21 protein-coding genes are annotated in these 25,832 nt (G+C 35.1%); 13 read left to right on the forward strand and 8 right to left on the reverse strand.

Annotated elements, in window-relative coordinates; genetic code table 11:
* Positions 1-20: 20 nt before the first annotated feature.
* The 7 genes from EKM03_RS07805 to EKM03_RS07835 all read right to left on the reverse strand — a co-directional run bounded on the left by EKM03_RS07805 (position 21) and on the right by EKM03_RS07835 (position 6,173).
* Positions 21-953: a transglutaminase gene (locus EKM03_RS07805; RefSeq protein WP_126740138.1), complete on the reverse strand. Its 933-nt coding sequence runs from the start codon at positions 951-953 to the stop codon at positions 21-23.
* A 20-nt stretch (positions 954-973) separates the two neighbouring features.
* Entirely contained in the window at positions 974-1,840 is an 867-nt protein-coding gene (locus EKM03_RS07810) for a substrate-binding domain-containing protein (protein ID WP_126740139.1), read from the reverse strand.
* Positions 1,840-2,367: a GNAT family N-acetyltransferase gene (locus EKM03_RS07815; RefSeq protein WP_126740140.1), complete on the reverse strand. Its 528-nt coding sequence runs from the start codon at positions 2,365-2,367 to the stop codon at positions 1,840-1,842. Before EKM03_RS07815 ends, EKM03_RS07810 begins: the two co-directional genes overlap by 1 nt.
* A gap of 75 nt (positions 2,368-2,442) precedes the next feature.
* The gene (locus EKM03_RS07820; RefSeq protein ID WP_126740141.1) at positions 2,443-3,567 is read right to left on the reverse strand and encodes an SDR family oxidoreductase; all 1,125 of its coding nucleotides are present in this window, start codon (positions 3,565-3,567) and stop codon (positions 2,443-2,445) included.
* A gap of 94 nt (positions 3,568-3,661) precedes the next feature.
* A complete protein-coding gene (locus EKM03_RS07825; RefSeq protein ID WP_126740142.1) occupies positions 3,662-4,531 on the reverse strand; it encodes a nucleoside phosphorylase in 870 nt (289 codons plus the stop codon).
* 119 nt (positions 4,532-4,650) lie between these two features.
* A complete protein-coding gene (locus EKM03_RS07830) occupies positions 4,651-4,980 on the reverse strand; it encodes a translation initiation factor (protein ID WP_126459745.1) in 330 nt (109 codons plus the stop codon).
* Between the two features lie 242 nt (positions 4,981-5,222).
* Entirely contained in the window at positions 5,223-6,173 is a 951-nt protein-coding gene (locus EKM03_RS07835; RefSeq protein ID WP_126459743.1) for an isopenicillin N synthase family oxygenase, read from the reverse strand.
* A 172-nt stretch (positions 6,174-6,345) separates the two neighbouring features.
* Here EKM03_RS07835 and EKM03_RS07840 point away from each other — a divergent pair, with 172 nt between their 5' ends.
* Positions 6,346-8,322, forward strand: a complete 1,977-nt coding sequence (locus tag EKM03_RS07840; protein WP_126576224.1) for a thiamine pyrophosphate-dependent enzyme — start codon at positions 6,346-6,348, stop codon at positions 8,320-8,322.
* Positions 8,323-8,514: 192 nt separating this feature from the next.
* On the opposite strand, the gene EKM03_RS07845 is transcribed toward EKM03_RS07840, so the two are convergent.
* Entirely contained in the window at positions 8,515-10,059 is a 1,545-nt protein-coding gene (locus tag EKM03_RS07845; protein ID WP_126576223.1) for a hypothetical protein, read from the reverse strand.
* A 154-nt stretch (positions 10,060-10,213) separates the two neighbouring features.
* On the opposite strand from EKM03_RS07845, the gene EKM03_RS07850 reads away from it, so the two are divergent.
* From EKM03_RS07850 to EKM03_RS07905, 12 genes are all read left to right on the forward strand, one after another.
* On the forward strand, positions 10,214-11,389 hold the full coding sequence (locus tag EKM03_RS07850; RefSeq protein WP_126740143.1) for a 2-isopropylmalate synthase: 1,176 nt from the start codon (positions 10,214-10,216) through the stop codon (positions 11,387-11,389).
* 38 nt (positions 11,390-11,427) lie between these two features.
* Entirely contained in the window at positions 11,428-12,546 is a 1,119-nt protein-coding gene (gene leuB, locus EKM03_RS07855; protein ID WP_126740144.1) for a 3-isopropylmalate dehydrogenase, read from the forward strand.
* Between the two features lie 61 nt (positions 12,547-12,607).
* Entirely contained in the window at positions 12,608-14,281 is a 1,674-nt protein-coding gene (ilvD, locus tag EKM03_RS07860; RefSeq protein ID WP_126740145.1) for a dihydroxy-acid dehydratase, read from the forward strand.
* Between the two features lie 57 nt (positions 14,282-14,338).
* Positions 14,339-16,033, forward strand: a complete 1,695-nt coding sequence (ilvB, locus tag EKM03_RS07865; protein ID WP_126740146.1) for a biosynthetic-type acetolactate synthase large subunit — start codon at positions 14,339-14,341, stop codon at positions 16,031-16,033.
* 151 nt (positions 16,034-16,184) lie between these two features.
* Complete coding sequence (ilvN, locus tag EKM03_RS07870) at positions 16,185-16,706, forward strand: acetolactate synthase small subunit (protein ID WP_126451599.1); 522 nt, start codon at positions 16,185-16,187, stop codon at positions 16,704-16,706.
* A gap of 108 nt (positions 16,707-16,814) precedes the next feature.
* Entirely contained in the window at positions 16,815-18,284 is a 1,470-nt protein-coding gene (gene ilvC, locus EKM03_RS07875) for a ketol-acid reductoisomerase (RefSeq protein ID WP_126553235.1), read from the forward strand.
* A gap of 521 nt (positions 18,285-18,805) precedes the next feature.
* The gene (gene acs / locus EKM03_RS07880; protein WP_126563772.1) at positions 18,806-20,713 is read left to right on the forward strand and encodes an acetate--CoA ligase; all 1,908 of its coding nucleotides are present in this window, start codon (positions 18,806-18,808) and stop codon (positions 20,711-20,713) included.
* A gap of 251 nt (positions 20,714-20,964) precedes the next feature.
* Positions 20,965-22,239, forward strand: coding sequence for a mechanosensitive ion channel family protein (locus EKM03_RS07885; RefSeq protein ID WP_126740147.1), 1,275 nt, complete (start codon positions 20,965-20,967; stop codon positions 22,237-22,239).
* A 130-nt stretch (positions 22,240-22,369) separates the two neighbouring features.
* Entirely contained in the window at positions 22,370-23,500 is a 1,131-nt protein-coding gene (locus EKM03_RS07890; protein ID WP_126740148.1) for an NAD(P)/FAD-dependent oxidoreductase, read from the forward strand.
* Entirely contained in the window at positions 23,501-24,211 is a 711-nt protein-coding gene (locus EKM03_RS07895; protein ID WP_126553241.1) for a methyltransferase domain-containing protein, read from the forward strand.
* Complete coding sequence (locus tag EKM03_RS07900) at positions 24,208-25,260, forward strand: type III polyketide synthase (protein WP_126553243.1); 1,053 nt, start codon at positions 24,208-24,210, stop codon at positions 25,258-25,260. Before EKM03_RS07895 ends, EKM03_RS07900 begins: the two co-directional genes overlap by 4 nt.
* Before the next feature lie 25 nt (positions 25,261-25,285).
* Positions 25,286-25,759 carry a 3-hydroxyacyl-ACP dehydratase FabZ family protein gene (locus EKM03_RS07905; protein WP_126459708.1) on the forward strand — a complete coding sequence of 158 codons (474 nt, stop codon included), beginning with the start codon at positions 25,286-25,288 and terminating at the stop codon, positions 25,757-25,759.
* Positions 25,760-25,832 lie beyond the last annotated feature (73 nt).

Genomic DNA, 25,832 nt, shown 5'->3' on the forward strand with positions numbered 1-25,832 from the left:
GTACTAAAAAAAGATTTTAATTAATTCAAGGTCAAAGCTCCTAAAATTTCTTCTGATAAAAAAGGACCTCCGGGATATCTGGCCGTATAATCTAAATTCATCCAGATTTGGCCGCGTTCATCAACATGATAAAAGAGTCTTTTTTCTTTGCTTTCATTTACAAAAAGGATATTTTTAATTAGAAAATTTACTTTTTCTAAATCAGTAACTGTACCAATCAGTATTTCGGGATAAATGTGCCCTTTGGTATGAATCAATCGCGGTGTACCGCCAATAGCTTTGATACTGGCTGCCATTAATATCGAATGGTCATCGCAATCACCCGAAAAATAAAGTAAGGACTCCGTGGCTGTTGCTATATAATCCCCGCCTTTTGGATCGCTGACGTAGTTCCACCGATTGTTAATTTCTTTGAAAACTGCAAAACACTGGATAATAGTCCTGTAATCCGAATACCCTTTTATATCTTTAAAATGTTTTGACGTTGCCATAATTGCAAAATTTCTAATTTTAGGATTTTGATATTCTATCGCATTAATAATCTTAGATTTACTAGGGAAAGGAAGTAGCTTAGCAATGATAATATCTTGCGGATATGGATTGTCTGACATGGTATACATGATAGAATTGTAATCTTCAAAAACGCTGTTAAACCCATAATTTCCTATAGTAGAACCATAAATTAAAATTAAAAAATAAAGGATAATACAAAAAAGAATAATCGTTCTCATGAACCGCAAGAGCACTTGAATAACGACTATCATTACTATAAACAGAACGACTCTATCAATATTAAGAGGCCAATTTGGGTTGATTAAATTCTGATGCAAGATGATAAAAACCGGAATGGCAATCAATATGTTCAGGACAAAAATAATAACGTCGTCCCAAGGTTTTGCAACCTGAAATTTTTGTTTAATTCCTTGAAAATTGATTTTTTTTATTTTTATCATGGTAGCATAAAAACAATAATCTAGACTGCTTTTACAATGTCTTCAAAAGTACCTTTTTTCTCGATAATTTTAAGTTGAAAAAGCTGATTTTGAATTTTGTTTAACATTTCAACAGTTAATGGTTTTTGTGACCACTGTGTTAACGACAGCCATTCTTGAATATCTTCTATTTTTTGATGGTAATTTGAAGCCAACGTTTTGTCAATACTTGGAATATCTTTGAAATCTTCTGTAGTTTGATTAATGATTGCCAGAATTTTTGAAATAAGGACTGGATTATTTTTCAAAAATTCTTCTCGAACCGCAATTACAAAACAAGGCCAAGGTGTTGGACAATCCGCAATTCTACGAAAAACACCTTTGTCAACTAATGGTTTGGTCATGAAACGTTCCCACATAAAATAATCTGCAGTTTCGTTTGTCAAGGCTTCAACGGCTCCATCGATAGTATTTACAATTTCAAACTGAAGAGTATCTGTTTTCCATCCTGAATGCAGTCGGGACTGATTATCGGCATTGACATACGCCATTAATTGGGAACCGGAACCCAACCTGGATATGGCAACTTTGGTGTTTTCTAAGTCTGCTAATGTCTTATAATTGGAGTTTGCAGCTACGTGAATTCCCCAAATTAAGGGACTTTCCACATACAGCTGCACTATTTTACTTGGGTTTCCGGCAAGGATATCTTTTACAATTCCTTCGGTTAGGATTATGGCGATATCCGTTTCGCCGTCACGGAGCATTTGACACATTTTTCCGGTTCCTTCGGGAACATCAGTCCATTGTAAATCGATATTTTCTTTTTCGAAATCTCCGCTTTCTATGGCTAAATGCCAAGGAAGATTAAAATGTTCCGGAACTCCGGCTATTTTTATTGTGTTCATTATAGGTTAGGATTTTTTAATTCGTACCAATTCCAAGAAACGCCATTTTCCAGATATTGTTCCGTCATTTTTAGTCCAATTTTTTTTAATATTCTGTTTGAGGCAATATTATCCGTGTGTGCTGCTGCTTCCATAATTTTTATTTTCATTACATTAAAACCATAATCCAGCCAGGCAAAACTGGCTTCGCTGGCGTATCCTTTGCCCCAGAATTTTTCATTTAACCGATAACCAATATCATAGAAATGAACTTTGTTATTTACCATTTCAGTGTTGTATTTTAATCCGGCCCAACCCATTAATTCATTGGTTTCTTTCAAAAGAACCACAAATCGTCCAATATTATTTCGAAAGTATTGTGCTCTAACAAGTTCTATATAGGAATGTACTTCGCTAATATCCGTCAATGGTTTGTTCCAAAGATATTGATGTACCTTAGGATTGCTGTCCATTTCAAATAATGCGTCGGCATCTGAAAATAGCATTTCTCTTAAAATTAATCGGTCGGTTTCTAAAATAAGATTCATGTTTTATTAGAAATTTCATGGTTAACGATTTAGCCTGATAGCTGTGGTATTATGTTATTGCGAGGAACGAAGCAATCACACATTAATATCTTTAAAATTATTCAATTTTGCATACCGAATCATATTGGTGAAAGCCTCCTGATCCAGTTTGGGTATTTCCAGAATGGAGTTCAACAAAGTGGTATCGTATTCGTTGGCAGCTGTAGTAAAATAAGGGTTTAAATGTTTGCCAATGCTTTCATAATACAGTTTTTCGATGGTGTTTTTATATGCAAAATCCAGTGAATTTTGTATCAAAGTAAAATTAGTGTACCCCACTTCCTTCATGATTAACTGTAATCCATCTGCCATATTGAAACTTTTATGATGTACAATATTAAGCTGTTCAATATCGTCTCTTTGAAACGTATTTACAATCACTTTTGCCACATAATCCACCGGAATAATGTTCAAAACGGTGTCTTCGTTAACGATAAAACGCACATTTTCTTGATCTCCTTTTCGCTGTGAAGTAAAGTGAAAAAATTTTGCCAAAAGATAAAAAACCATATATTTTGAAATAAAATACGGATTTTCAGTTCCTAACATTTTGCCTCCAATCACACTTGGACGCAGAATTTGAAAAGGCAAACCAATTTTTTTACATTCTTGTGCTATAAAATTTTCCGAATGGAATTTAGCATTTTCATAGGCATTGCGATGCTCGGGTTTGAATCCTAAACTATGAAAATCATTGTCAATTAATCCTTTTCGGTTTCCAGATGAAAAAGCAGTTCCGATGTAAATGAACTTTTTTATGAAAGGATGAAATAGATTGAAAAGGGATTTTGTGATTTTAGTATTCTCTTCAAAAATCTTTTCGCGTTGTTCTTCATCGGTAGATAAATTCACGAATCCAGCCGAATGAATGAAATACGCATCTTTTATTTGGTTTGAAAAAGTGTCCTGAATGACAGCCAAATCAGTATCAATGATTTCAATGTATTCGTGCAGTTTTACTATCCCTTTGTCTTTTATGATTTGTGGTGTATAGCTGCTGGATAAAAGTTCGTTTATTCTATCTAAAGCGGAGTTTTTTCCTTTATTTCGGGCAATAATAAATAGTTTTCCATCAATTTTAGTGTTGATGAAAAGCTCCAGAATTTCATACATAATATGAGATCCCAAAACTCCTGTTGCACCTGTAAGTATTATTTTCATTATCGTTTTGTTGTAAAAACAAATGTAGTTTTAAAAAAATTAAACAGCACTTTTTTAAAACTACAATTGGAGAAGATTTTGAAAATTAATTTCTCTATCCTAAAGCAATTTTTTCTAATGTATACGCAATCAATTCATCAACGGCTTTGTATGGATCTTTGCTAAATGTTCCCGAAGCACGATTGGCAATAATGGCGTTTAATGACAATGCATTGTGCCCTAAAAGTGCCGATAGTCCATAAATAGCTGCAGTTTCCATCTCCAAGTTCGTGATTTGGTTGTCACCGAATTTAAAATTATCCATTTTAGAATTTAATGCTTCATCTTGAATATTCAAACGCAACACGCGACCTTGAGGACCATAAAAACCACCTGCAGTTGCGGTAATTCCTTTGTGCATTTTGTTGCTTTCGATTATTTTTTCCAATTTTTCGGAACATGCGATTACGTATGGTTTTCCTTTTCGTAAATCCCAATTGGTGTGTTTTACAAAAGCATCTTCCATTTCAAGATTCGAAACTTCGTCAATCAAATAGGAGCGGAGCATATTGTCCAAACCTAATCCAAATTTTGACATCACAAAACTGTCCACAGGAATATCCGCTTGTAAAGAACCCGAAGTTCCAATTCGGATGATATTCAATGAAGTTAGCTTTTCTTTTGGCTGACGGGTTTCCAGATCAATATTGACTAAAGCGTCCAATTCGTTGATAACGATATCAATATTGTCAGGACCAATTCCTGTGGACATTACAGTAATTCGTTTGCCTTTGAAAATCCCGGTTTGGGTTTTGAATTCTCTTTTTTGTGTCGAAAATTCAATACTGTCAAAAAACTGTGTGATTTTCTCCACGCGATTTTGATCTCCTACAAAGAGGATATCGTGTGCAATGTGTTCTGGTTTTAAATTCAAATGGTATACACTACCGTCTGGATTTAATATTAATTCGGATGATTGTATCATTATTAAAGTATTTTTTCCTCTCCTTAGCCCTCTCCAAAGGAGAGGGAGCCGATTCCTGATTTAGATTGTATTCTTTTATTTCGTTTTGGTTCCTTCCCTTTGGGGAGGTTAGGTGGGGATTACCCTCCCACACGTTTTACTTTAAAGCCTTTTTCTTTTAAAATAATCATTATTTTATCGCGATAATCCCCCTGAATAATAATAGAATCATCTTTAAAAGTACCGCCAACACTCAATTTGGTTTTAATTTCCTTAGCAAGAACTTTAAAATCGGCGTCGGTTCCTTCATAACCCTCAATTATAGTGGTTGCTTTTCCTTTTCGTTTTTCGAATTTGCAAATCATAGGCTCCTTTTGAACGTATAATTCGTGTGTCATTTCTTCAATCGGCTCTTCAGGCGATGGTTCGTGATCCGGAAAAAGGTTTTTTAATTGGTCTTGTAAGTCCATATTATATTTAAATTATTTTTTACCACATAGAATCATAGCCATATTTCATAGAATGATGCGTTTTACTTTTTTACAGTAAAACATTGCTATGTAAATTCAAAAATGGTTTGTATTATTCTGTTCTATCTATGTTTCTATGTGGTTAAAATTATGCTGTTTTCTTTAAGTCTCCACCATTAAAAAAAAACAAAAGACATTAAGCATACACTTAATGTCTTTTGGTATCTGAAGTAAATTTAAGTTTATTTTTTAATAAGTCCCAAATCTACTAAACGTTCGTATAAATAGGCTCCCGAAGTAATGTCTTCGAATTTTTTTGGATGTTCTGCATCAATACAGTTTTCCAAACAATTCAATTTCATATCACTCACCGGATGCATAAAAAACGGAATAGAATACCGTGAAGTTCCCCATAACTCTCTTGGTGGGTTTACCACCTGATGAATGGTCGATTTCAATTTGTTATTCGTATGACGCGATAACATATCACCCACATTGATCACTAATTCATCCGGTTCTGCAATGGCATCAATCCATTCTCCGTTATGATTTTGCACTTGTAACCCTTTCCCTTGCGCACCCATCAACAAAGTAATCAAGTTGATATCACCGTGAGCAGCAGCACGAATAGCATTTTCTGGTTCAGACGTGATTGGTGGGTAGTGAATAGGTCGTAAGATTGAATTTCCATCTTTGGCATATTGGTCAAAATAAAATTCATCCAAACCAAGGTGAATTGCCAAAGCTCTTAAAACATAAACACCGGTTTTCTCCAGCATTTGATAGGCCTCCTTACCGGCTACATTAAAACGAGGCAGTTCTTTTACTTCGACATTTTCAGGATATTCAGAAGCATATTTTGAACCTTCGGATACGTATTGTCCAAAGTGCCAAAACTCCTTCAAATCGCCTTCTTTTCTGCCTTTCGCATGCTCTGTTCCAAAAGAAATATACCCTCTTTGTCCGCCAATACCAGGAATTTCATACCCGTGTTTTGTTTCTAAAGGTAAAGCGAAAAAATTTCTGATTTCACCATACAATTCATCAACCAACTGGTCGTTTAAAAAATGCCCTTTGAGTGCTACGAAGCCAATATCTTCAAATGCACTTCCGATTTCATTTACAAATTTTTGTTTACGTTTCGGGTCGTCCGAAAGGAAATCACGCAAGTCAACACTAGGAATGTTTTGCATACTTTTAAATATTTTTTAATAATCTTGAAGGTTAAAAACCTTGCAGATACAAATGTAAAGAATAATTTTATATCTGAATTTTAAAACGTACAAACAATGTAAAAAAATATAACAAAACAATATCAAACTGTTATATTTTTTTATCTTTGAACCATATAATAAAACGGGAAAAATGACCTTTGACAAAAAAAATCTTACTGACGATCAATTATTAGATTTATATAAAAGAATACTGAAACCAAGACTGATAGAGGAAAAAATGCTGATTCTTATCCGTCAGGGAAAAGTATCAAAATGGTTCTCTGGAATAGGTCAAGAGGCAATTTCTGTTGGTGTTACGGCAGTTTTAGATTCGGATGAATACATTTTGCCAATGCATAGAAACCTAGGAGTTTTTACCGGAAGAAACATTCCGTTGTACCGTCTTTTTTCACAATGGCAGGGCAAAGCCAACGGTTTTACTAAAGGACGTGATCGCAGTTTTCACTTTGGAACCCAACAATATAAAATTATAGGAATGATTTCGCATTTAGGTCCGCAATTAGGTGTGGCTGACGGAATCGCTTTAGCCAATAAACTAAAGAAAAACGGAAAAGTTACTGCCGTTTTTACAGGCGAAGGAGCAACAAGTGAAGGCGATTTTCATGAAGCGTTGAATATTGCTTCGGTTTGGGAATTACCGGTTTTATTTGTGATAGAGAATAACGGGTATGGGCTTTCAACACCTACAAATGAACAATACCGTTGCGAAAACCTGGCCGATAAAGGAAAAGGCTACGGAATGGAAAGCCATATTGTTGATGGAAATAATATTCTGGAAGTTTATAATTTATTATCTGAATTAAAGGCTTCGATGAAAGAAAATCCACGTCCTGTTTTATTGGAATTTAAAACCTTCCGGATGCGTGGACATGAAGAGGCGAGTGGGACTAAATACGTTCCGCAGGAATTAATGGACCTGTGGGCGATTAAAGATCCAGTAGAAAATTATAGAAAATACTTGTCAGAAAATGGGATTCTTACCGCGGATTTTGACGCTGCTTTACATGCTGAAATAAAGAAGGATATTGATGAAAGTTTGGCTATTGCCAATGCCGAACCAGAAATTGAAGCTACTTTAAGTGAAGAACTAAATGATGTTTATAAAACGCATGTATTTGAACAAGTTAACCCTTCAGAAAAAAAAGAAAATATTCGTTTTGTAGATGCCATTTCTGCCAGTTTGAGACAATCGATGGAACGCCATGAGAACTCAGTAATCATGGGCCAAGACATTGCTGACTATGGTGGTGCTTTCAAAATCACAGATGGTTTTGTAGCGCAGTTTGGCAAAGAGCGTGTCATCAATACGCCAATTTGTGAAAGTGCAGTGGTTTCGGCAGGAATGGGATTGTCTATAAATGGATACAAAGCGATTGTGGAAATGCAGTTTGCAGATTTTGTTTCGACAGGATTCAATCCAATTGTGAATTTATTAGCCAAATCACATTACCGATGGTTAGAAAAAGCAGATGTTGTAGTCCGAATGCCTTGCGGTGGCGGAACACAAGCTGGGCCTTTTCATTCGCAGACCAATGAGGCTTGGTTTACTAAAACACCGGGATTAAAAGTGGTTTACCCAGCATTTCCGTATGATGCGAAAGGATTGTTGAATACTTCCATAAACGACCCAAATCCGGTACTGTTTTTTGAACACAAGCAATTGTACAGAAGCGTTTATCAAGAGGTTCCTTCTGATTATTATACGATTCCACTAGGAAAAGCGGCTTTGTTGAAAGAAGGAGATCAGGTTACGATCATCTCGTTTGGTGCCGCAGTGCATTGGGCTTTGGATACTTTAGCAAAAAATCCTGAAATTTCAGCGGATTTATTGGATTTAAGAACTTTACAACCTTTGGATACCGAAGCTATTTTTGCTTCGGTAAAGAAAACGGGAAGAGTAATTATTTATCAGGAAGACAGTATGTTTGGTGGAATTGCCAGTGATCTTTCGGCAATGATAATGGAAAATTGTTTCAAATACTTAGATGCTCCTGTAAAACGAGTGGCAAGTTTAGACACACCAATTCCGTTTACTAAAGCATTGGAAGATCAATATTTGCCGAAAGGCCGATTCGAAAATGACCTAAAAGAACTATTGACGTATTAATTTTTAAATTATAAGTAGGTTGTTTTTAGCGTTTTAATTCTAAAAATAACCTAATATCCAATAGATAATTATGAAAATTAAAATTGTACCAAAACAGCCGCCGCCTAGTTTTTTGGCACCGTAACCTGCGAGAATTGTTTTAAAAAATCCGTTCATCCGTTTAAATTATTAAGGGCATAGTTCCACTTTATTTTATCGATTATTCAATTTTGCTTTTTCCTTAATGATATCGCTTATTTTTCGGTTTTCGATTTTGCTTTCTAGCCAAGAAATAATATCCAAATAAAGGAAAGCTCTTTTTTCATAGGTGTTTTTCTCCAGTTCTATAAATCTTGTTCTCATTTTTACAAATTCTTTTTTGATATCTGTTGGATAAATGGAGTTTAAATTTTTCAAAAACTTAATAATTTCTTTTTGCACTTCATGCAAATCATTCATTTTGATTAGGAATTTATAAGTATTTTTCAATTGATTTTCCAGATAATAATCTTTTCCTAATTCATAATGAGCTATCAAACAGAGTAATCTGGCAAAACACATTAAATCTTCTCGCATGGAAAGATTTTTATTGTTTATGATTTTCTCCAAATAAAAAATACAATCTGTATATTTTTCATTCCCAAAATATATAGAAGCAAATTTATAGTAAAACAGCATTTCGTGGTGTTCATCAAGATGATCCGTATGTATTTTTAACTTACCCAGAACTTCAGGAATTAAGTATTCTCCTTCTGCAAAAGTACCTTCCAGTATATGATAATTCAATTTATTATTATATAAATACAGAAATGATAAAGATGCAATATTATCATTTACAGGAAAATGGGAATCTTTTATGGTATTTTCCAGCAGTAATAAATATTTTTTGAATTTTGATTTGTACTTCAGCATGTATAGAGACTCCAATAAATAATGATTGCCTTTCAGGAAAAACACCGGATTTAAATGAATCATACTTGGGTTGTCATAAAAAAGAGTCACCCACTTTAAAGCATATTTGTAACAGGATAAAAAATCCTGAACTAAAAAGCTTCGCCAAAGATTGGCATTGTAAAACCAATATTTCTCTCTGAAACCGAACTTTTTCTCGTCAAATTTTGAAATATGCTTGTTGAAATAATCATCTATATAGGTGTATTCTTCGTCGCTTTTTACATATCCGGTTTTAAGCATAATACCGTACAATTGCAAGGATAAATTAGATAATTTACTGGAAATGGTATTGCGATAATTCAGTTCTTTAGCCTGAATAACCAATTCATCTGCGCGTCCTTGAATACTTCGGGTTATGTATTGGGATTCAATGAGTTTCTCAAATTCTACAATTTCATAGGCCATGAGTTTTTCGTCATTTTCCAACGCTAAAATCTTTGTTTTATCCAAGATTTTTAAACTTTGTTTGTACAGCCCTTTATTGTACAAAATAGCAGCAAAATCAATTTGTTCTCTAAGCTGATATCGAATATTCTGACTGGGAATATTCAATCGGATGCTTACTAAAATTTGTTTATATAAATACGATTTCAGATTGGATAATTGTACTTTTTTGATAATCCCACTTTTCAAAATAAGCTTCTCCTCATAGACTTCTGATTTGTCTAAAACATTAAATAATTCGATGAATTTTGTATTGGAACTGGTTTCTAATCGGCTGGCAAAAATCTTAAATTGTCTTTTTTCAGATTTTGAAAGCGATTTAATTAATACGAACAAGAAATCTTTTTGATGGTTAGCCATTGTAGAATAGTGTAGCTTAATGTTTTGTAATTCAATTGTTTACTAAGTTTTTTATTGCTTTATAAACAGTATATTTCATTAAATTGAGTTTTATATTAACGTAATGAAAGATATTTTTGTTATCAAGTTGTGAAATTACATTAAATAAATGAAAATGAATAGAGAGAAAGTTCAAATTTTTGATACCACCTTGAGAGACGGCGAACAAGTTCCGGGATGTAAATTAGATACCAATCAAAAACTAGTCATAGCCAATCGACTGGACGAAATGGGTGTTGACATCATCGAAGCGGGTTTTCCGGTATCTAGTCCAGGTGATTTTTTATCTGTTTCAGAAATAAGTAAAATCGTTAAGAATGCAGTTGTTTGTGGATTAACCAGAGCGATAAAAAATGATATAGATGTTGCGGCACAAGCCTTAAAACATGCAAAAAGACCAAGAATACATACCGGAATAGGAACTTCGGAGTCACACATTGTACACAAGCTGAATACTACCAGAGAAGATATTATTGCCCGAGCAAAATTTGCCGTTTCCCATGCTAAATCGTATGTTGAAGATGTGGAGTTTTATGCGGAGGATGCTGGCAGAACGGACAACGAGTTCTTGGCTCGAGTCTGTGAAGCAGTCATTAAATCAGGTGCTACCGTGCTTAATATCCCAGATACAACTGGCTATTGCTTGCCGGAAGAATATGGCGCAAAGATTAAATATCTAAAAGAAAACGTCAAAGGAATTGATAACGTAATCCTGTCATGCCACTGTCATAATGATTTAGGAATGGCTACAGCAAATTCAATTGCAGGAGCGGTAAATGGAGCCAGACAAATTGAATGTACCATAAACGGAATAGGCGAAAGAGCCGGAAATACAGCACTGGAAGAAGTAGTGATGATTTTCAAACAACATCCGTATTTGAATTTAGATACCAATATCAATACCCGTCAGCTGAATGAAATGAGTCGATTAGTATCTGAAAGTATGGGAATGATGGTGCAACCCAATAAAGCAATTGTTGGAGCTAACGCTTTTGCACACAGCTCCGGAATTCATCAGGATGGGGTAATCAAAAACAGAGCGACTTATGAAATCATGGATCCGTTGGAAGTTGGTGTCAATGAATCATCAATTGTTCTTACCGCCAGAAGCGGCAGAGCAGCATTGGCCTACAGAGCCAAAAAAGTGGGGTACGAACTTTCAAAAACACAATTGGATGTTGTGTATATTGAATTTTTGAGGTTTGCCGATATCAAAAAAGAAGTCCTTGATGATGATATTCATCAAATAATTGAAGCTTGTAAAATGAGTAAGGAATTAATCCTCAACTAAAATATTTTGATTTCTATTACAATTTAAATCGCACTATTATGAATTTAAAAATAGCAGTACTTTCAGGAGACGGAATAGGTCCGGAGGTAATCCTACAGGCTAAAAAAGCATTGTATGCAATTGGTGTGGTTTTCGATCATGAGTTTGTATTTGAAGATGCACTAATAGGTGCCGTTGCGATTGAAAAAACAGGAAATCCATTGCCGGAGCAAACATTGAATCTTTGTCTGAATACCGATGCTGTATTGTTTGGCGCTGTTGGCAATACAAAATACGACAACAATCATGATCCAAAATTACGCCCTGTAAACGGCTTATTGAAATTGAGACAAGCATTAGGATTATATGCCAATATAAGACCTGTTAAACCGTATAAGGATTTATTAGATTTATCCCCTTTGAAAAGAAAAATCATTGAGGGTGCTGATTTTGTGATTTTCAGGGAGCTTTCCGGGGGATCTTATTTCAGTGAAAAAAAGACGAATGCACAAGGCACATTAGCTTCTGATTTATGTGAGTATTCCGATGAGGAAATCATTAGAGTTAGTCATTTAGCGTTTAGAACAGCTCAGAAAAGACAAAAAAAAGTGACTCTGGTAGACAAAGCCAGTATTCTTGAAACGTCACGATTATGGCGAAAAGTAGTCCAGGAAATCAGCGAAAATTACCCTGATGTAACTTTAGATTTCCTTTATGTTGATAATGCCGCGATGCAAATCATTATTAATCCAAAACAATTTGATGTCATTTTGACCGAGAATTTATTTGGTGATATTTTATCGGATGAAGCTAGTGTAATCACAGGAGCCATTGGATTATTGCCATCAGCATCTCTGGGGAATTCCAGTGCCCTTTTTAAACCGGTACACGGCACTTTTTCTCAGGCAAAAGGCAAAAATACGGCCAATCCAATTGCCTCAATATTATCTGCTGCTATGCTTTTAGAACATTTTGGACTTCAGTTAGAAGCTAAAAAAGTATATGAAGCGGTAGAAAAAGCAATTGAATTAAATGTCGTCACAGCAGATTTGAATCCCTATTCTAAATTTGGCACCAATGAAGTAGGTGATTTTATATCCAATTATATTTTAAGCAAAGATGAATTATTGTATTTCAATAATGACAATGTTTACATAGGACAATCGACTATTGTTTAGGCAACACTCGTTGACTTTCAATAATTTTAAACAGATAAAAACCGACACAAATAAACCGACAATGGAATTAAATAAATACAGCAAGACCATAACACAAGATGAAACACAACCTGCAGCACAAGCAATGTTGTACGGTATTGGTCTGACTGAAGAAGATTTAAAAAAAGCACAAGTTGGAATTGTTAGTATGGGATATGAGGGAAATCCCTGTAACATGCACCTGAACGGCTTGGCTAAAAAAATAAAAACAGGAGTCTGGAAAGAGGACTTAGTAGGGTTGATTTTTAATACTATTGGTATAAGTGACGGTATTTCAAACGGTACTGATGGAATGCGTTTTTCTTTAGTTTCCAGAGATGTAATTGCAGATTCTATTGAAACCGTAATGGGAGCACAATGGTATGATGCACTAATCGCTATTCCAGGCTGTGATAAAAACATGCCAGGTTCCGTCATGGCCATGGGAAGAGTCAATCGCCCTTCTATCATGGTTTATGGAGGCTCAATTCATTCTGGAAAATGGAAAGGGGAATCGTTAAATATAGTGTCTGCCTTTGAAGCATTGGGAAAAAAATTTAACAATACAATCGCTCCAGAAGATTTCAAAGGAGTGATTCAAAACGCATGTCCCGGCGCAGGAGCCTGCGGAGGTATGTATACGGCCAATACGATGTCTTCGGCTATTGAAGCTTTAGGAATGAGCTTGCCCTACAGTTCTTCTAATCCGGCATTAAGTGACGAAAAACAACAAGAATGCATTGATGCTGGAAAAGCAATCAGAATTTTGTTAGAAAAAGATATAAAACCTCGAGATATCATGACACGTAAAGCATTTGAAAATGCGATTACCATGGTAGCTGTTTTAGGCGGTTCTACGAATGCAGTAATGCACTTAATCGCTATGGCACATGCTGTAGATATTGAAATTACACTTAAAGATTTTCAAGATATAAGTGACAAAACACCATTACTTGCCGATTTGAAACCGAGTGGAAAATACCTGATGGAAGATCTCCATGAAGCTGGAGGAGTTCCCGCAGTAATGAAATATTTATTAAAAGAAGGATTGTTACATGGAGACTGTTTGACAGTAACTGGAAAAACTTTAGCTGAAAATTTAGCTGCTGTTCCGGATTTGAACGACGGTCAGCAAGTAATACACGAAATCCAAAAAGCACTAAAAGCAACAGGAAACATTCAAATTTTGTATGGAAATCTTGCTGAGGAAGGCTGTGTGGCTAAAATTAGCGGAAATGAAGGGGAGTATTTTGAAGGAGATGCCATTGTTTATGAAAATGAACATGATGTAATAACTGGGGTTCGCGGGGGTGAAGTCAAACCAGGGAATGTAGTGGTCATCCGGTACTGTGGTCCAAAAGGTGGCCCCGGAATGCCTGAAATGCTTAAACCTACTTCAGCTATCATGGGTGCTGGTCTTGGAAAAAGCGTAGCCCTGATTACTGATGGCAGGTTTTCTGGTGGTTCACATGGATTTGTTGTGGGACATGTTACACCCGAAGCTTTTGAAGGAGGCGGTATAGCGCTCGTCAAAAATGGAGATATTATCACTATTGATGCAGTCAAAAATACAATCAATTTAAAAATATCGGATGCAGAGTTTGCACATAGGAAAGCAAATTGGATTCAACCTGAATTAAAAGTAAATAAGGGAGTTTTATTAAAATACATCAGAGCGGTCTCGAGCGCTTCAACAGGATGTGTAACTGATAAATAACTTCAAAATCAACGCCAACAGCAATAGCAAAATTGACATAAGCCTAAAAAAATAATAATGAAAAATAATACAATATCCGGCGCCGAAGCCGTTATTAGATGCTTATTAGAAGAAGGAGTAAATTTGGTTTACGGCTACCCAGGTGGTGCGATTATGCCCGTTTACGATGAATTATATAAATTTAAAGATCAATTACACCATGTTTTAGTACGTCATGAACAAGGCGCTACCCATGCAGCACAAGGTTTTGCAAGAGCGACTGGTAAAGTAGGAGTAGCGATAGCCACTTCAGGTCCGGGAGCCACAAATTTAGTTACCGGAATTGCAGATGCACAGATTGATTCGACTCCCATGGTGTGCATCACGGGACAAGTAGGGAAACATTTATTGGGATCTGATGCCTTTCAGGAAACAGATATTATTGGGATATCGACTCCGGTTACCAAGTGGAATTATCAAATTACCGAAGCTTCTGAAATTCCGGAGATCATGGCAAAAGCTTTTTATATTGCTAAATCAGGTCGTCCAGGGCCCGTATTAATTGATATTACAAAAAATGCTCAGTTTGACCAAATGGAATTCAGCTATAAAAAATGTACCAGCATCAGAAGTTACAATCCAAAGCCGACTTTAAATCTGGAAAAAGTTAAGGAAGCAGCTGCAATTATTAATACGTCCAAAAAACCTTTTATCGTATTTGGTCAGGGAATTATCCTTGGTGAAGCCGAAGAACAACTCAAAGCATTTGTTGAAAAATCAGGAATTCCCGCCGCTTGGACTATTTTAGGACTTTCGGCATTGCCTACTGATCATCCGCTGAATGTAGGGATGTTAGGGATGCACGGTAATTATGGTCCTAACGTTTTGACGAATGAATGTGATGTTTTGATTGCCCTTGGAATGCGTTTTGATGATCGTGTCACCGGAAATCTGGAAACCTATGCAAAGCAAGCAAAAGTAATCCACTTTGAAATTGATTCAGCCGAAATCGATAAAAACGTAAAAACAACAGTGGCCGTTTTAGCAGATGTCAAAGAGTCTTTAACCGCTTTACTTCCTTTTATCGAAAATAATACACATGAATCCTGGCACAATAAATTCAAAGAAAAATATGAAATTGAATTAGAAGCTGTAATCAATGATGAGTTAAAGCCTAAGAAAGAAGGAATTTCTATGGGAGAAACGATTGAAATGATTAACAAGCATTCTAAAGGAGATGCCATTATGGTTTCGGATGTAGGACAACACCAAATGTTTGCCTGTCGGTATGCCAAATTCAATTCGACCAAAAGTAATGTCACTTCAGGTGGTTTAGGAACCATGGGATTTGCATTGCCTGCTGCGATTGGTGCCAAAATGGGAATGCCAAATCGAGAAGTAGTAGCCATAATTGGAGATGGAGGGTTTCAAATGACCATTCAGGAATTAGGAACTATTTTCCAGACTAAAGTTCCTGTGAAAATTGTGGTCTTGAACAATGAATTTTTAGGTATGGTTCGTCAATGGCAACAATTGTTCTTTGACAAAAGATACGCTTCGACCGAAATGATCAATCCTAATTTTATAGCCATTGCTGAAGGCTATTACATCAAAGCAAAAAAAGTAACCAAAAGGGAAGATCTTGATGCGGCTGTTGCCGAAATGATGACTTCAAAAGAATCCTATTTCCTGGAAGTTATGGTAGAAAAAGAAAATAACGTATTCCCAATGATTCCAACAGGAGCATCGGTATCTGATATAAGATTGAGTTAATCCCCATCCCAACCCTCCCCGAAGGGGAGGGAGATTGAAAGAGAAATTGTTAATAGATTATATTTTTGAATTAGTAATAAAAATTATAAACACACCCTAAGCTAGTTTCGGCACCCCCTCTTTTGGAGGGGGCTGGGGGAGGATAAAAAACATGGAAAATAAAACATTCACCATTTCTGTTTATTCAGAAAACAACGTTGGCTTATTGAACAGAATATCTGGAATATTCTTGAAACGCCATATCAATATTTTGAGTTTAAATGTATCCGAATCGGAGATAGAAAGTGTTTCCAGATTTATTATCGTGGTGAATACTACCGAAAAATGGGTACATAACATTGTAGGACAAATCGAGAAACAAATTGAAGTCATCAAAGCTTTTTATCATATTGACGAAGAAACTATTTTCTTAGAAAATGCATTATTCAAAATTGAGTCGAGCTTGCTATTTGACGAAAAACAAATTCAGAATATCATCAAAGAAAGCCATTCCGAGATAGTTACAGTAGCCAGAGACTTTTTTGTGATTTCAAAATCAGGACAACGTGCTGAAATTGAATCATTGTACGATAAATTAAAACCTTTTGGAATCATGCAATTTGTTCGTTCCGGGAGAATATCAGTTTCCAAAGCAAAAATGGAGATTTCAACATTATTAGAAAAACTTTCTTAAAAGTGTTCAGTCGCTATGTAGTTTGTCATTCCGACCAAGGAGGAATCTCAATCTTATCAGCATTAATTATTACAATTATTAAATTTTACAATCATTAAACAATAAAAAATGGCAAATTATTTCAATTCATTACCACTCAGATTACAATTAGAACAATTAGGTGTTTGCGAATTCATGGATCAGTCTGAATTTGTAGACGGAATTAAAGCTTTAGCAGGAAAAAAAGTAGTCATTGTAGGGTGTGGAGCACAAGGGTTGAACCAAGGGTTGAACATGAGAGATTCTGGTTTGGATATTTCTTATGCTTTACGCGCCGATGCAATTTCGGAACAAAGAGCTTCGTTTAAAAATGCGTCTGATAATGGATTCAAAGTGGGAACGTATGAAGAATTAATTCCAACAGCTGATTTGGTATGCAACCTTACACCAGACAAGCAACATACAGCTGTAGTTACGGCAATCATGCCTTTGATGAAAAACGGATCAACGCTTGCTTATTCTCATGGTTTCAATATTGTAGAGGAAGGAATGCAAATTCGGAAAGATATCACTGTAATTATGTGTGCGCCAAAATGCCCTGGATCAGAAGTACGTGAAGAATACAAGAGAGGTTTTGGTGTACCCACTTTAATCGCGGTTCACCCCGAAAATGATCCAAACGGAGCTGGTTTTGAACAAGCAAAAGCGTATGCGGTTGCTACCGGAGGCCACAAAGCAGGAGTTTTAAACTCTTCATTTGTAGCCGAGGTAAAATCAGATCTAATGGGAGAACAAACCATTCTTTGTGGAATGTTGCAAACCGGATCTATTTTATGTTTCGATAAAATGGTTGAAAAAGGAATCGAGCCTGCTTATGCTTCAAAATTAATTCAATATGGTTGGGAAACAGTTACAGAAGCTTTAAAGCATGGTGGAATTACAAATATGATGGATCGTTTGTCTAATCCCGCAAAAATTGAAGCGTATGAATTAGCAGATAAATTAAAAGACATCATGCGTCCGTTGTTTCAAAAACACATGGACGATATTATCTCTGGCGAATTTTCCAAAAATATGATGATCGACTGGGCTAATGATGATATCAATTTATTGACTTGGAGAGCTGCAACTGCAGAAACTAACTTCGAAAAAACAGCACCAACAGCTGCACATATTTCAGAACAAGAGTATTTTGACAATGGTGTTTTGATGATTGCCATGGTGAAAGCGGGTGTCGAATTGGCTTTTGAAACCATGACTCAAACAGGAATTATTGAAGAATCAGCGTATTATGAGTCTTTACACGAATTGCCTCTGATTGCCAATACAGTAGCCCGAAAAAAACTGTATGAAATGAACCGAATCATTTCGGATACTGCAGAATATGGTTGTTATTTATTTGATCACGCCTGCAAACCATTGTTGATTAATTTTATGAAAACGGTAGATACTAATGTGATAGGGAAACCTTTTTCAACTTCAAATGGAGTTGACAATGCGGTTCTTATTGCAGTAAACAAAAGCATTCGTCAACATCCAATAGAAGAAGTTGGGGAGTGGTTGAGAGAATCCATGACTGCGATGAAAAAAATTGGATAAAAAAATTAGGAATTACCACACAAGAGGGTGTGTTGGGATTAGCGCTATACCATTGGTTTTATAATATTTTGAATTAGTTAAAATTTATTAAAGAAATAGTATGAATATAGTCGCTTTTACATTCACTTAATGTCGAGCGAGATTGAACATTAAGTGAAGTAATCCCTAATAATTTATAAAAATGGTGCAGTGTAATAATGATTGATCTTAAATAAATCAACGCGAAAATTTTTAGCGATTGGTGTTTTATTACAACTGAATAGGTTGGTTATAGTTCAAATAAAATACTATTTGTCGTTGCTAAATTAATTGTTAGGGATTTTTTGTTGATACAAAAAGCGGAGGTATTTATATATTTCCGCTTTTTGTGTTTTACATATTCCCTCAAAAAAGTAAAAATTAATCATATTGGTAATTAAAAGCTATTTATATTGAATAATCCATTTTTTTTTGTGGGTATTTATAGTCTAAATAGTATTAGGAATAGACTTAGATTTAATACTTTTATAAAAAATTAAAACATGAGCTACTATAAAATTGAAAATTTAGAACAATATTTTAAACATTACAATAAATCAGTTCGTGAACCTCGAAAATTTTGGGGAAAAATAGCAGAGGAAAATTTTACATGGTACCAACAATGGGATAAAGTTGTTGATTTTAATATGGCTGAAGCCGACATAAAATGGTTTACTGAAGCCAAAGTGAATATTGTAAAAAATTGTATCGACAGACATCTTGCAAAAAGAGGCGAAAAAACGGCTATTATTTTTGAACCGAATGATCCTTCAGAAGCAGCATTGCATATTACCTATAATGAATTGCATCAACGGGTCTGCAAAATGGCAAATGTGTTGCGTGAGCAAGGCATAAGTAAAGGAGATCGCGTTTGTATTTATTTGCCTATGATCCCAGAATTAGCCGTTTCAATATTAGCATGTGCCAGAATTGGTGCCATACATTCTGTTGTTTTTGCGGGCTTTTCAGCTTCTGCGGTATCAGCTAGAATTAATGATAGTGAATGTAAAATGGTTATTACTTCTGATGGTGGATTTCGTGGTAACAAAACAATCGACTTAAAAGTAATTGTTGATGAAGCGTTGGAAAAATGTCCTTGTGTTGAAAAAGTTTTAGTAGCCAAAAGAATTCATTCAAAGATCAATATGAAAGCAGGTCGTGACCAATGGTTGGAACCACTTTTGGATCAGGCTTCAGATAATAATGTAGCCGAAATCATGGATGCTGAGGATCCGTTGTTTATTTTGTACACCTCCGGTTCAACAGGAAAACCCAAAGGAATGGTTCACACCACTGCAGGGTATATGGTGTATACTGCCTACACTTTCAAGAATGTATTCAATTATGAAGAAAATGATGTTTTTTGGTGTACCGCTGACATTGGCTGGATTACCGGACATTCCTATATTCTTTACGGCCCGTTATTGAACGGAGCTACGACCGTAATTTTCGAAGGCGTTCCGTCTTATCCTGATTTCAGTCGCTTTTGGCAAACCATCGAAAAACACAAAGTTACCCAGTTTTACACGGCGCCAACTGCTATTCGTGCGCTTGCAAAAGAGAATGTAGAATTTGTATTAAAATACCCATTGAAGTCCTTAAAAGTTATTGGGTCAGTTGGTGAACCTATAAACGAAGAAGCTTGGCATTGGTACAACAATCATGTTGGGGACAGAAGATGTCCTATTGTAGATACTTGGTGGCAAACTGAAACAGGAGGAATTATGATATCGCCTATTGCATTTGTTACCCCAACAAAACCTACTTATGCCACGTTGCCATTACCCGGAATTCAACCCGTACTAATGGATGAAAAACGAAATGAAATAGAAGGGAATCAGGTCGTTGGTAGTTTGTGCATCAAATTTCCATGGCCAGGAATTGCCAGAACAATCTGGGGTGATCATCAGCGCTACAAAGACACGTATTTCTCTGCCTTTCCAGGTAAATTTTTCACAGGAGACGGTGCTTTACGTGATGAGGTTGGGTATTATAGAATCACAGGAAGAGTAGATGATGTGGTAATTGTTTCCGGTCATAATCTGGGAACAGCACCTATTGAAGATGCTATAAATGAACATCCTGCTGTTGCGGAATCAGCCATTGTAGGTTTTCCTCACGACATCAAAGGGAATGCATTATATGGTTTTGTAATCCTTAAAGAAACCGGAGAAACCAGAAATAAAGAAAACTTAGCCAAAGAGATTAATCAGCATATTTCAGATCATATTGGGCCTATTGCCAAGTTAGATAAAATTCAGTTTGTTAACGGTTTACCAAAAACACGCTCCGGAAAAATCATGAGACGAATCCTTAGAAAAATTGCAGAAGGAGATTATTCTAATTTTGGAGATATTTCTACCCTATTAAATCCAGAGATTGTAGAAGAAATAAAAGAAGGAAAGTTGTAATACCATTTATGTCAAAATAACAATTAGAACATCCGATTTATTAAATAGCGTCTTTTAATTCAAAACCCTTTCAAAGTTTAAACTTTGAAAGGGTTTTTTAGTTTAAAATGCAATATGACAAGAGGTTGTATTTCATTCAAAGAAAATAGCTGTAAATACTAGTACAAGATGTTAATGTAAACACAATGCGGAGCTGGTTTTTGACTGCTTAGAATAGGTAGCCTATCTTTACCTTTAAAGCTAAATTTACTATGATTCAAATTGAAAAAAAATACAACATCGCACTCTGGTTAGACAAATGGTTTATTGAAGATTTTGGTTTAGATCCAATAGTGGCTTTGTATTTGAAACTTTTGACGCTTATTTTTGTATTGTTTATAATAAGTTTTTTGTCTTGGTATTTAACGAAAATAATTATAGTTCGTTTTGTGCACAAAATTTTTTTAAAAACAAAAGTAGTTTGGGATGATGTCCTGATAGAAAGAAGAGTTTTTGAAAAAATAGCCTATTTAGTCCCTGCTTTCATCATTATCATGGTTGCTCCATACATCTTTGGAGATTTTCCAAAAGCAATTGAGTATATAATTATTCTATCAAATATCTTCATAATTTTAGTAATAATACATTCTGTTATTACTGTATTATCAGTCTTTGATGAAATAGTGTCCAATACCTTAATTTTAAAAGACAAACCGATTACCAGTTACATTCAGGTACTTAAAATTGTAGTCTATTTTATTGGAGGAATACTGGTTTTATCCATCATGTTAGGCAAAAGTCCTTTCTATTTTCTAGGGGCAATGGGCGCCATGACGGCTATTTTACTTTTAATTTTCAAAGATACCATTCTGGGGTTTGTTGCCAGTATTCAAATGTCCGTGTATGATATGGTTCGGGTAGGAGACTGGATTTCGATGCCAAAATATGATGCGGACGGCGATGTGATGTCAATCAATTTAAATACTGTAAAAGTTCAAAATTGGGATAAAACGATCACTACAATACCCACTTATGCTTTTATCACAGACTCTTTCAAGAACTGGCGAGGTATGAGTGATTCTGGCGGGAGACGAATAAAAAGAGCTATTTATTTAAAAGTCAGTAGTTTTCAGTTTTGTGATGAAAAAATGCTCTCGCAATTCAAAAAATACAAACTAATTCAAAATTACATCACTCAAAAAGAAAATGAGGTACAAAAAACTAATTCGGAAATATTGGACAATGAGATCGTTTCAGTAAATATCAGGAGGCTGACTAATATAGGCGTTTTTAGAATCTATGCTGAAAAATACATTACGGCTCATCCCAGTATTAATAAAGACATGACCATAATGGTGCGTCAGCTAGAATCTACATCGAAAGGATTACCACTAGAAATTTATTGCTTTAGCGCAGAAAAAGAATGGCTAAAATACGAGACTATTATATCTGATATTTTTGATCATCTATTTACCATCACTTCTGAATTTGAACTCGAGGTTTTTGAGGAACCTACAGGAAATGATTTTCGGAATTTCAACCGGTAATTTAAGGGGTATCTTCAAAGACAATTGATGAAGCAATTGCATGTATTAACTAAAATTAAACAATAAGGCCAGTTTTTTTTATCATTTGTTATACCCATACTAGCAAACAAATCCATAAATTTACTTTTGTATGAAAGATAAACAAGTAGTAATTATTGGTGGTGGGTTAGCTGGACTGACTTCGGCTATACATTTATCTAAATTAGGGCTTCAGGTGACGGTTATTGAAAAGAATAGTTATCCAAAACATAAAGTGTGTGGCGAATACATCTCTAATGAAGTGATGCCATATCTCAATTGGTTGGATTTAGATATAGCCCATTTAAAGCCGACACACATTATAAAACTTGAGTTTTCTACTGCAAGAGGAAAAACAATACAAAGTATTTTACCTCTTGGTGGTTTTGGAATCAGCCGTTTTGTTTTAGACGAATATTTGTATAAAAAGGCTATCGATAACGGGTGTACAATACTAAAAGATCAAGTTGAAAATGTTCATTTTGAGCATGATAAATTTATGATAACCACGACAAATTTAATGGTTTTAGAGTCCCAAATGGTGATTGGTGCTTTTGGCAAACGTTCTATTATTGACCAAAAAATGAATCGAGAATTTATTCATAAAAAATCACCTTGGCTGGCCGTAAAAGCACATTATTATGGGAAATTTCCCAATGATGTAGTGGGTTTGCATAATTTTAAAGGAGGCTATTGCGGAGTTTCTAAAGTTGAAAACGAAGTGATTAACATGTGTTATCTAGCCGATTATAAAACGTTTAAGCAGTTTAAAAACATTACTGAATATCAAAATACTATTGTTTCTCAAAACCCACACTTAAAAACCCTTTTTGAAACCAGTACATTATTGTTTGAAAAACCATTGACCATAAGCCAAATCTCTTTCAAAAAGAAACACGCCGTTGAAAACCATGTTTTAATGATTGGCGATACAGCCGGATTAATTCATCCTTTGTGCGGAAACGGAATGGCTATGGCAATTCATAGCGCCAAAATCGCATCAGAATTAGTAGTTCAATTTTATAACACCGAGATTAAATCCAGAGCCGAATTAGAAAAGCGATACCTGCAAGAATGGAATTTAAATTTTAAGGGAAGACTTAAAATGGGACGGTTTTTATCCAATATTTTACAAAAACAAAAACTTTCAGCAGTATTGATGCGCATATTAATTATATTTCCATTTTTATTGCTAAAAATTATAAAGAAAACACACGGAAAACCAATCACTCTTCACTCGTAAATGACACTAAATACCAAATATAGAACTGATAAACCGGAAATCATGGATGATTTTACCATGGAAGGTGAGATTTTACGTGATGCCTTAGATAAAATTGCCCGGATCAATCAGCTTTTAGGAGGAAACCAGTTAACTCTAAGAGGAGTACAAGAACTTGTTCAGGATTCCAAATCTAAAGAAATTGTTATTATAGACGTGGGTTGTGGTAATGGGGATATGTTGCGAACCCTGGCTGATTTTGGTCTTAAAAACAACCTAAATTTCCAGTTAATAGGCATTGATGCTAACAATTTTACAATTTCACATGCACGACAATTATCAGATAAATATGCTAATATCAGTTATCGCTGCGAAGATATTTTTAATGAATCATTTAATGATCTAAAGTATGATATTGTTTTGTGCACTTTGACGTTACATCATTTCAAAGACGATGAGATTATTCGATTATTGAAAGTTCTTTATAACAATACATCCATCGGAATTGTAATCAATGATTTACATCGTAGTGCCATTGCCTATCGATTATTTCAGGCATTATGTGTTGTATTTCAGTTGAATGCTATGTCACGAGAAGATGGATTAATATCAATTTTAAGAGGTTTTAAGAAAGAAGAATTGATAGCGTTCTCGAAAAAATTAAATTTTAAAAACTATAAAATTCATTGGAAATGGGCTTTTAGATACCAATGGATAATTTCAAAAATATGAGTGTAAAAATTAAAACCGTAACCAAACAGCTGCCTAAATATTCCAGAACAACAGCTGAAATAATTCCTTTTTTGGATGCTTGGCTAGTGGGACAAGACGAACGATTCATCAGAAAAGTAAAGAAAATTTTTGAAGGTGCAGCTGTTGACAAACGCTATTCCATAATGGATCCGATAGAGGTGTTTACCAAAACTTCATTTGAAGAAAGAAATGCTATTTATGTTCGTGAAGTCATTGATTTAGGTGAAAAAGTATTAGCAAAAGCTTTAAAAAAAGCAAATTGGAATCCGCAAGATTTAGATTATATCATCACGGTAAGCTGCACCGGAATTATGATTCCGTCTCTCGATGCGTATTTAATCAATACATTGAAGTTGCGTCAGGATATAGTAAGGCTTCCCGTGACCGAAATGGGTTGTGCCGCCGGGATTTCAGGAATTATTTATGCTAAAAATTTCTTGCAGGCCAATCCCGGAAAACGAGCTGCGGTAATTGCCGTAGAAAGTCCCACGGCTACGTTTCAACTCGATGATTTTTCGATGGCAAATATCGTAAGTGCTGCGATTTTTGGTGATGGTGCCGCTTGCGTTTTACTTTCCTCACATGAAGATGACGAAGGTCCTGAGATTGTAGCAGAGGAGATGTATCATTTTTATGATAACATCCACATGATGGGTTTTAAACTCACCAATTCTGGATTGCAGATGGTACTTGATATTGAAGTACCGGAAACGATTGTTTCTCATTTTCCAGATATTATTCATCCTTTTTTAGAAAAAAATAATTTAAAAATGGAGGATATTGACCATCTTATTTTTCATCCCGGTGGAAAGAAAATTGTGCAAACCGTTGAGGCTTTATTTTCTGGTTTGGGAAAAAATATTGATGATACCAAAGAGGTTTTGCGCTCCTATGGAAATATGTCCAGCGCCACAGTTTTGTATGTTTTAGAACAAATCATGGATAAGCAGCCTAAAAAAGGAGAAAAAGGATTAATGCTGAGTTTTGGACCGGGATTTTCGGCACAACGAATTTTATTGGAGTTTTAGCTCCCAAATGGGGAATAGAAAAACTATGAAAAAAGAAGAAATTATAGCAAAATTACCGTATTCCAAATCCTTTTTATTTGTGGATGAAATTCTCCAAATCGATGAAAACGGAGTGGAAGGAACCTTTACTTTTGATGAAAATCTTGATTTTTACAAAGGTCATTTTAAGGAATTTCCAGTTACTCCAGGTGTAATTTTGATAGAAGTCATGGCGCAAATTGGATTGGTTTGTCTTGGCATTTTTTTGTTAGATAATTCATTTAGTTCTAGTACTTCAATTGCCTTAACATCAAGTGAAATAGAATTTTTAAAACCTGTTTTTCCAAATGAAAAAGTGATTGTAATTTCAGAAAAAATATATTTTAGATTTGGAAAATTAAAATGTAAGGTCATCATGAAAAACGAAAAAGGAGAAAATGTTTGCACAGGAACAATAGCGGGAATTATCCTCACCCCAACCCTCTCCAAAGAAGTGGGACTCAAAACCGAATTAAAATAAATTAAGCAACAGTATAATTTGATTCTTTTCAATATTTTGTCACTGTAGTACTCTATTTGGTAGTATTAAAATT

It is taken from the genome of Flavobacterium sp. GSP6 (genome assembly GCF_003984855.1).
Taxonomy (GTDB): Bacteria; Bacteroidota; Bacteroidia; order Flavobacteriales; family Flavobacteriaceae; genus Flavobacterium.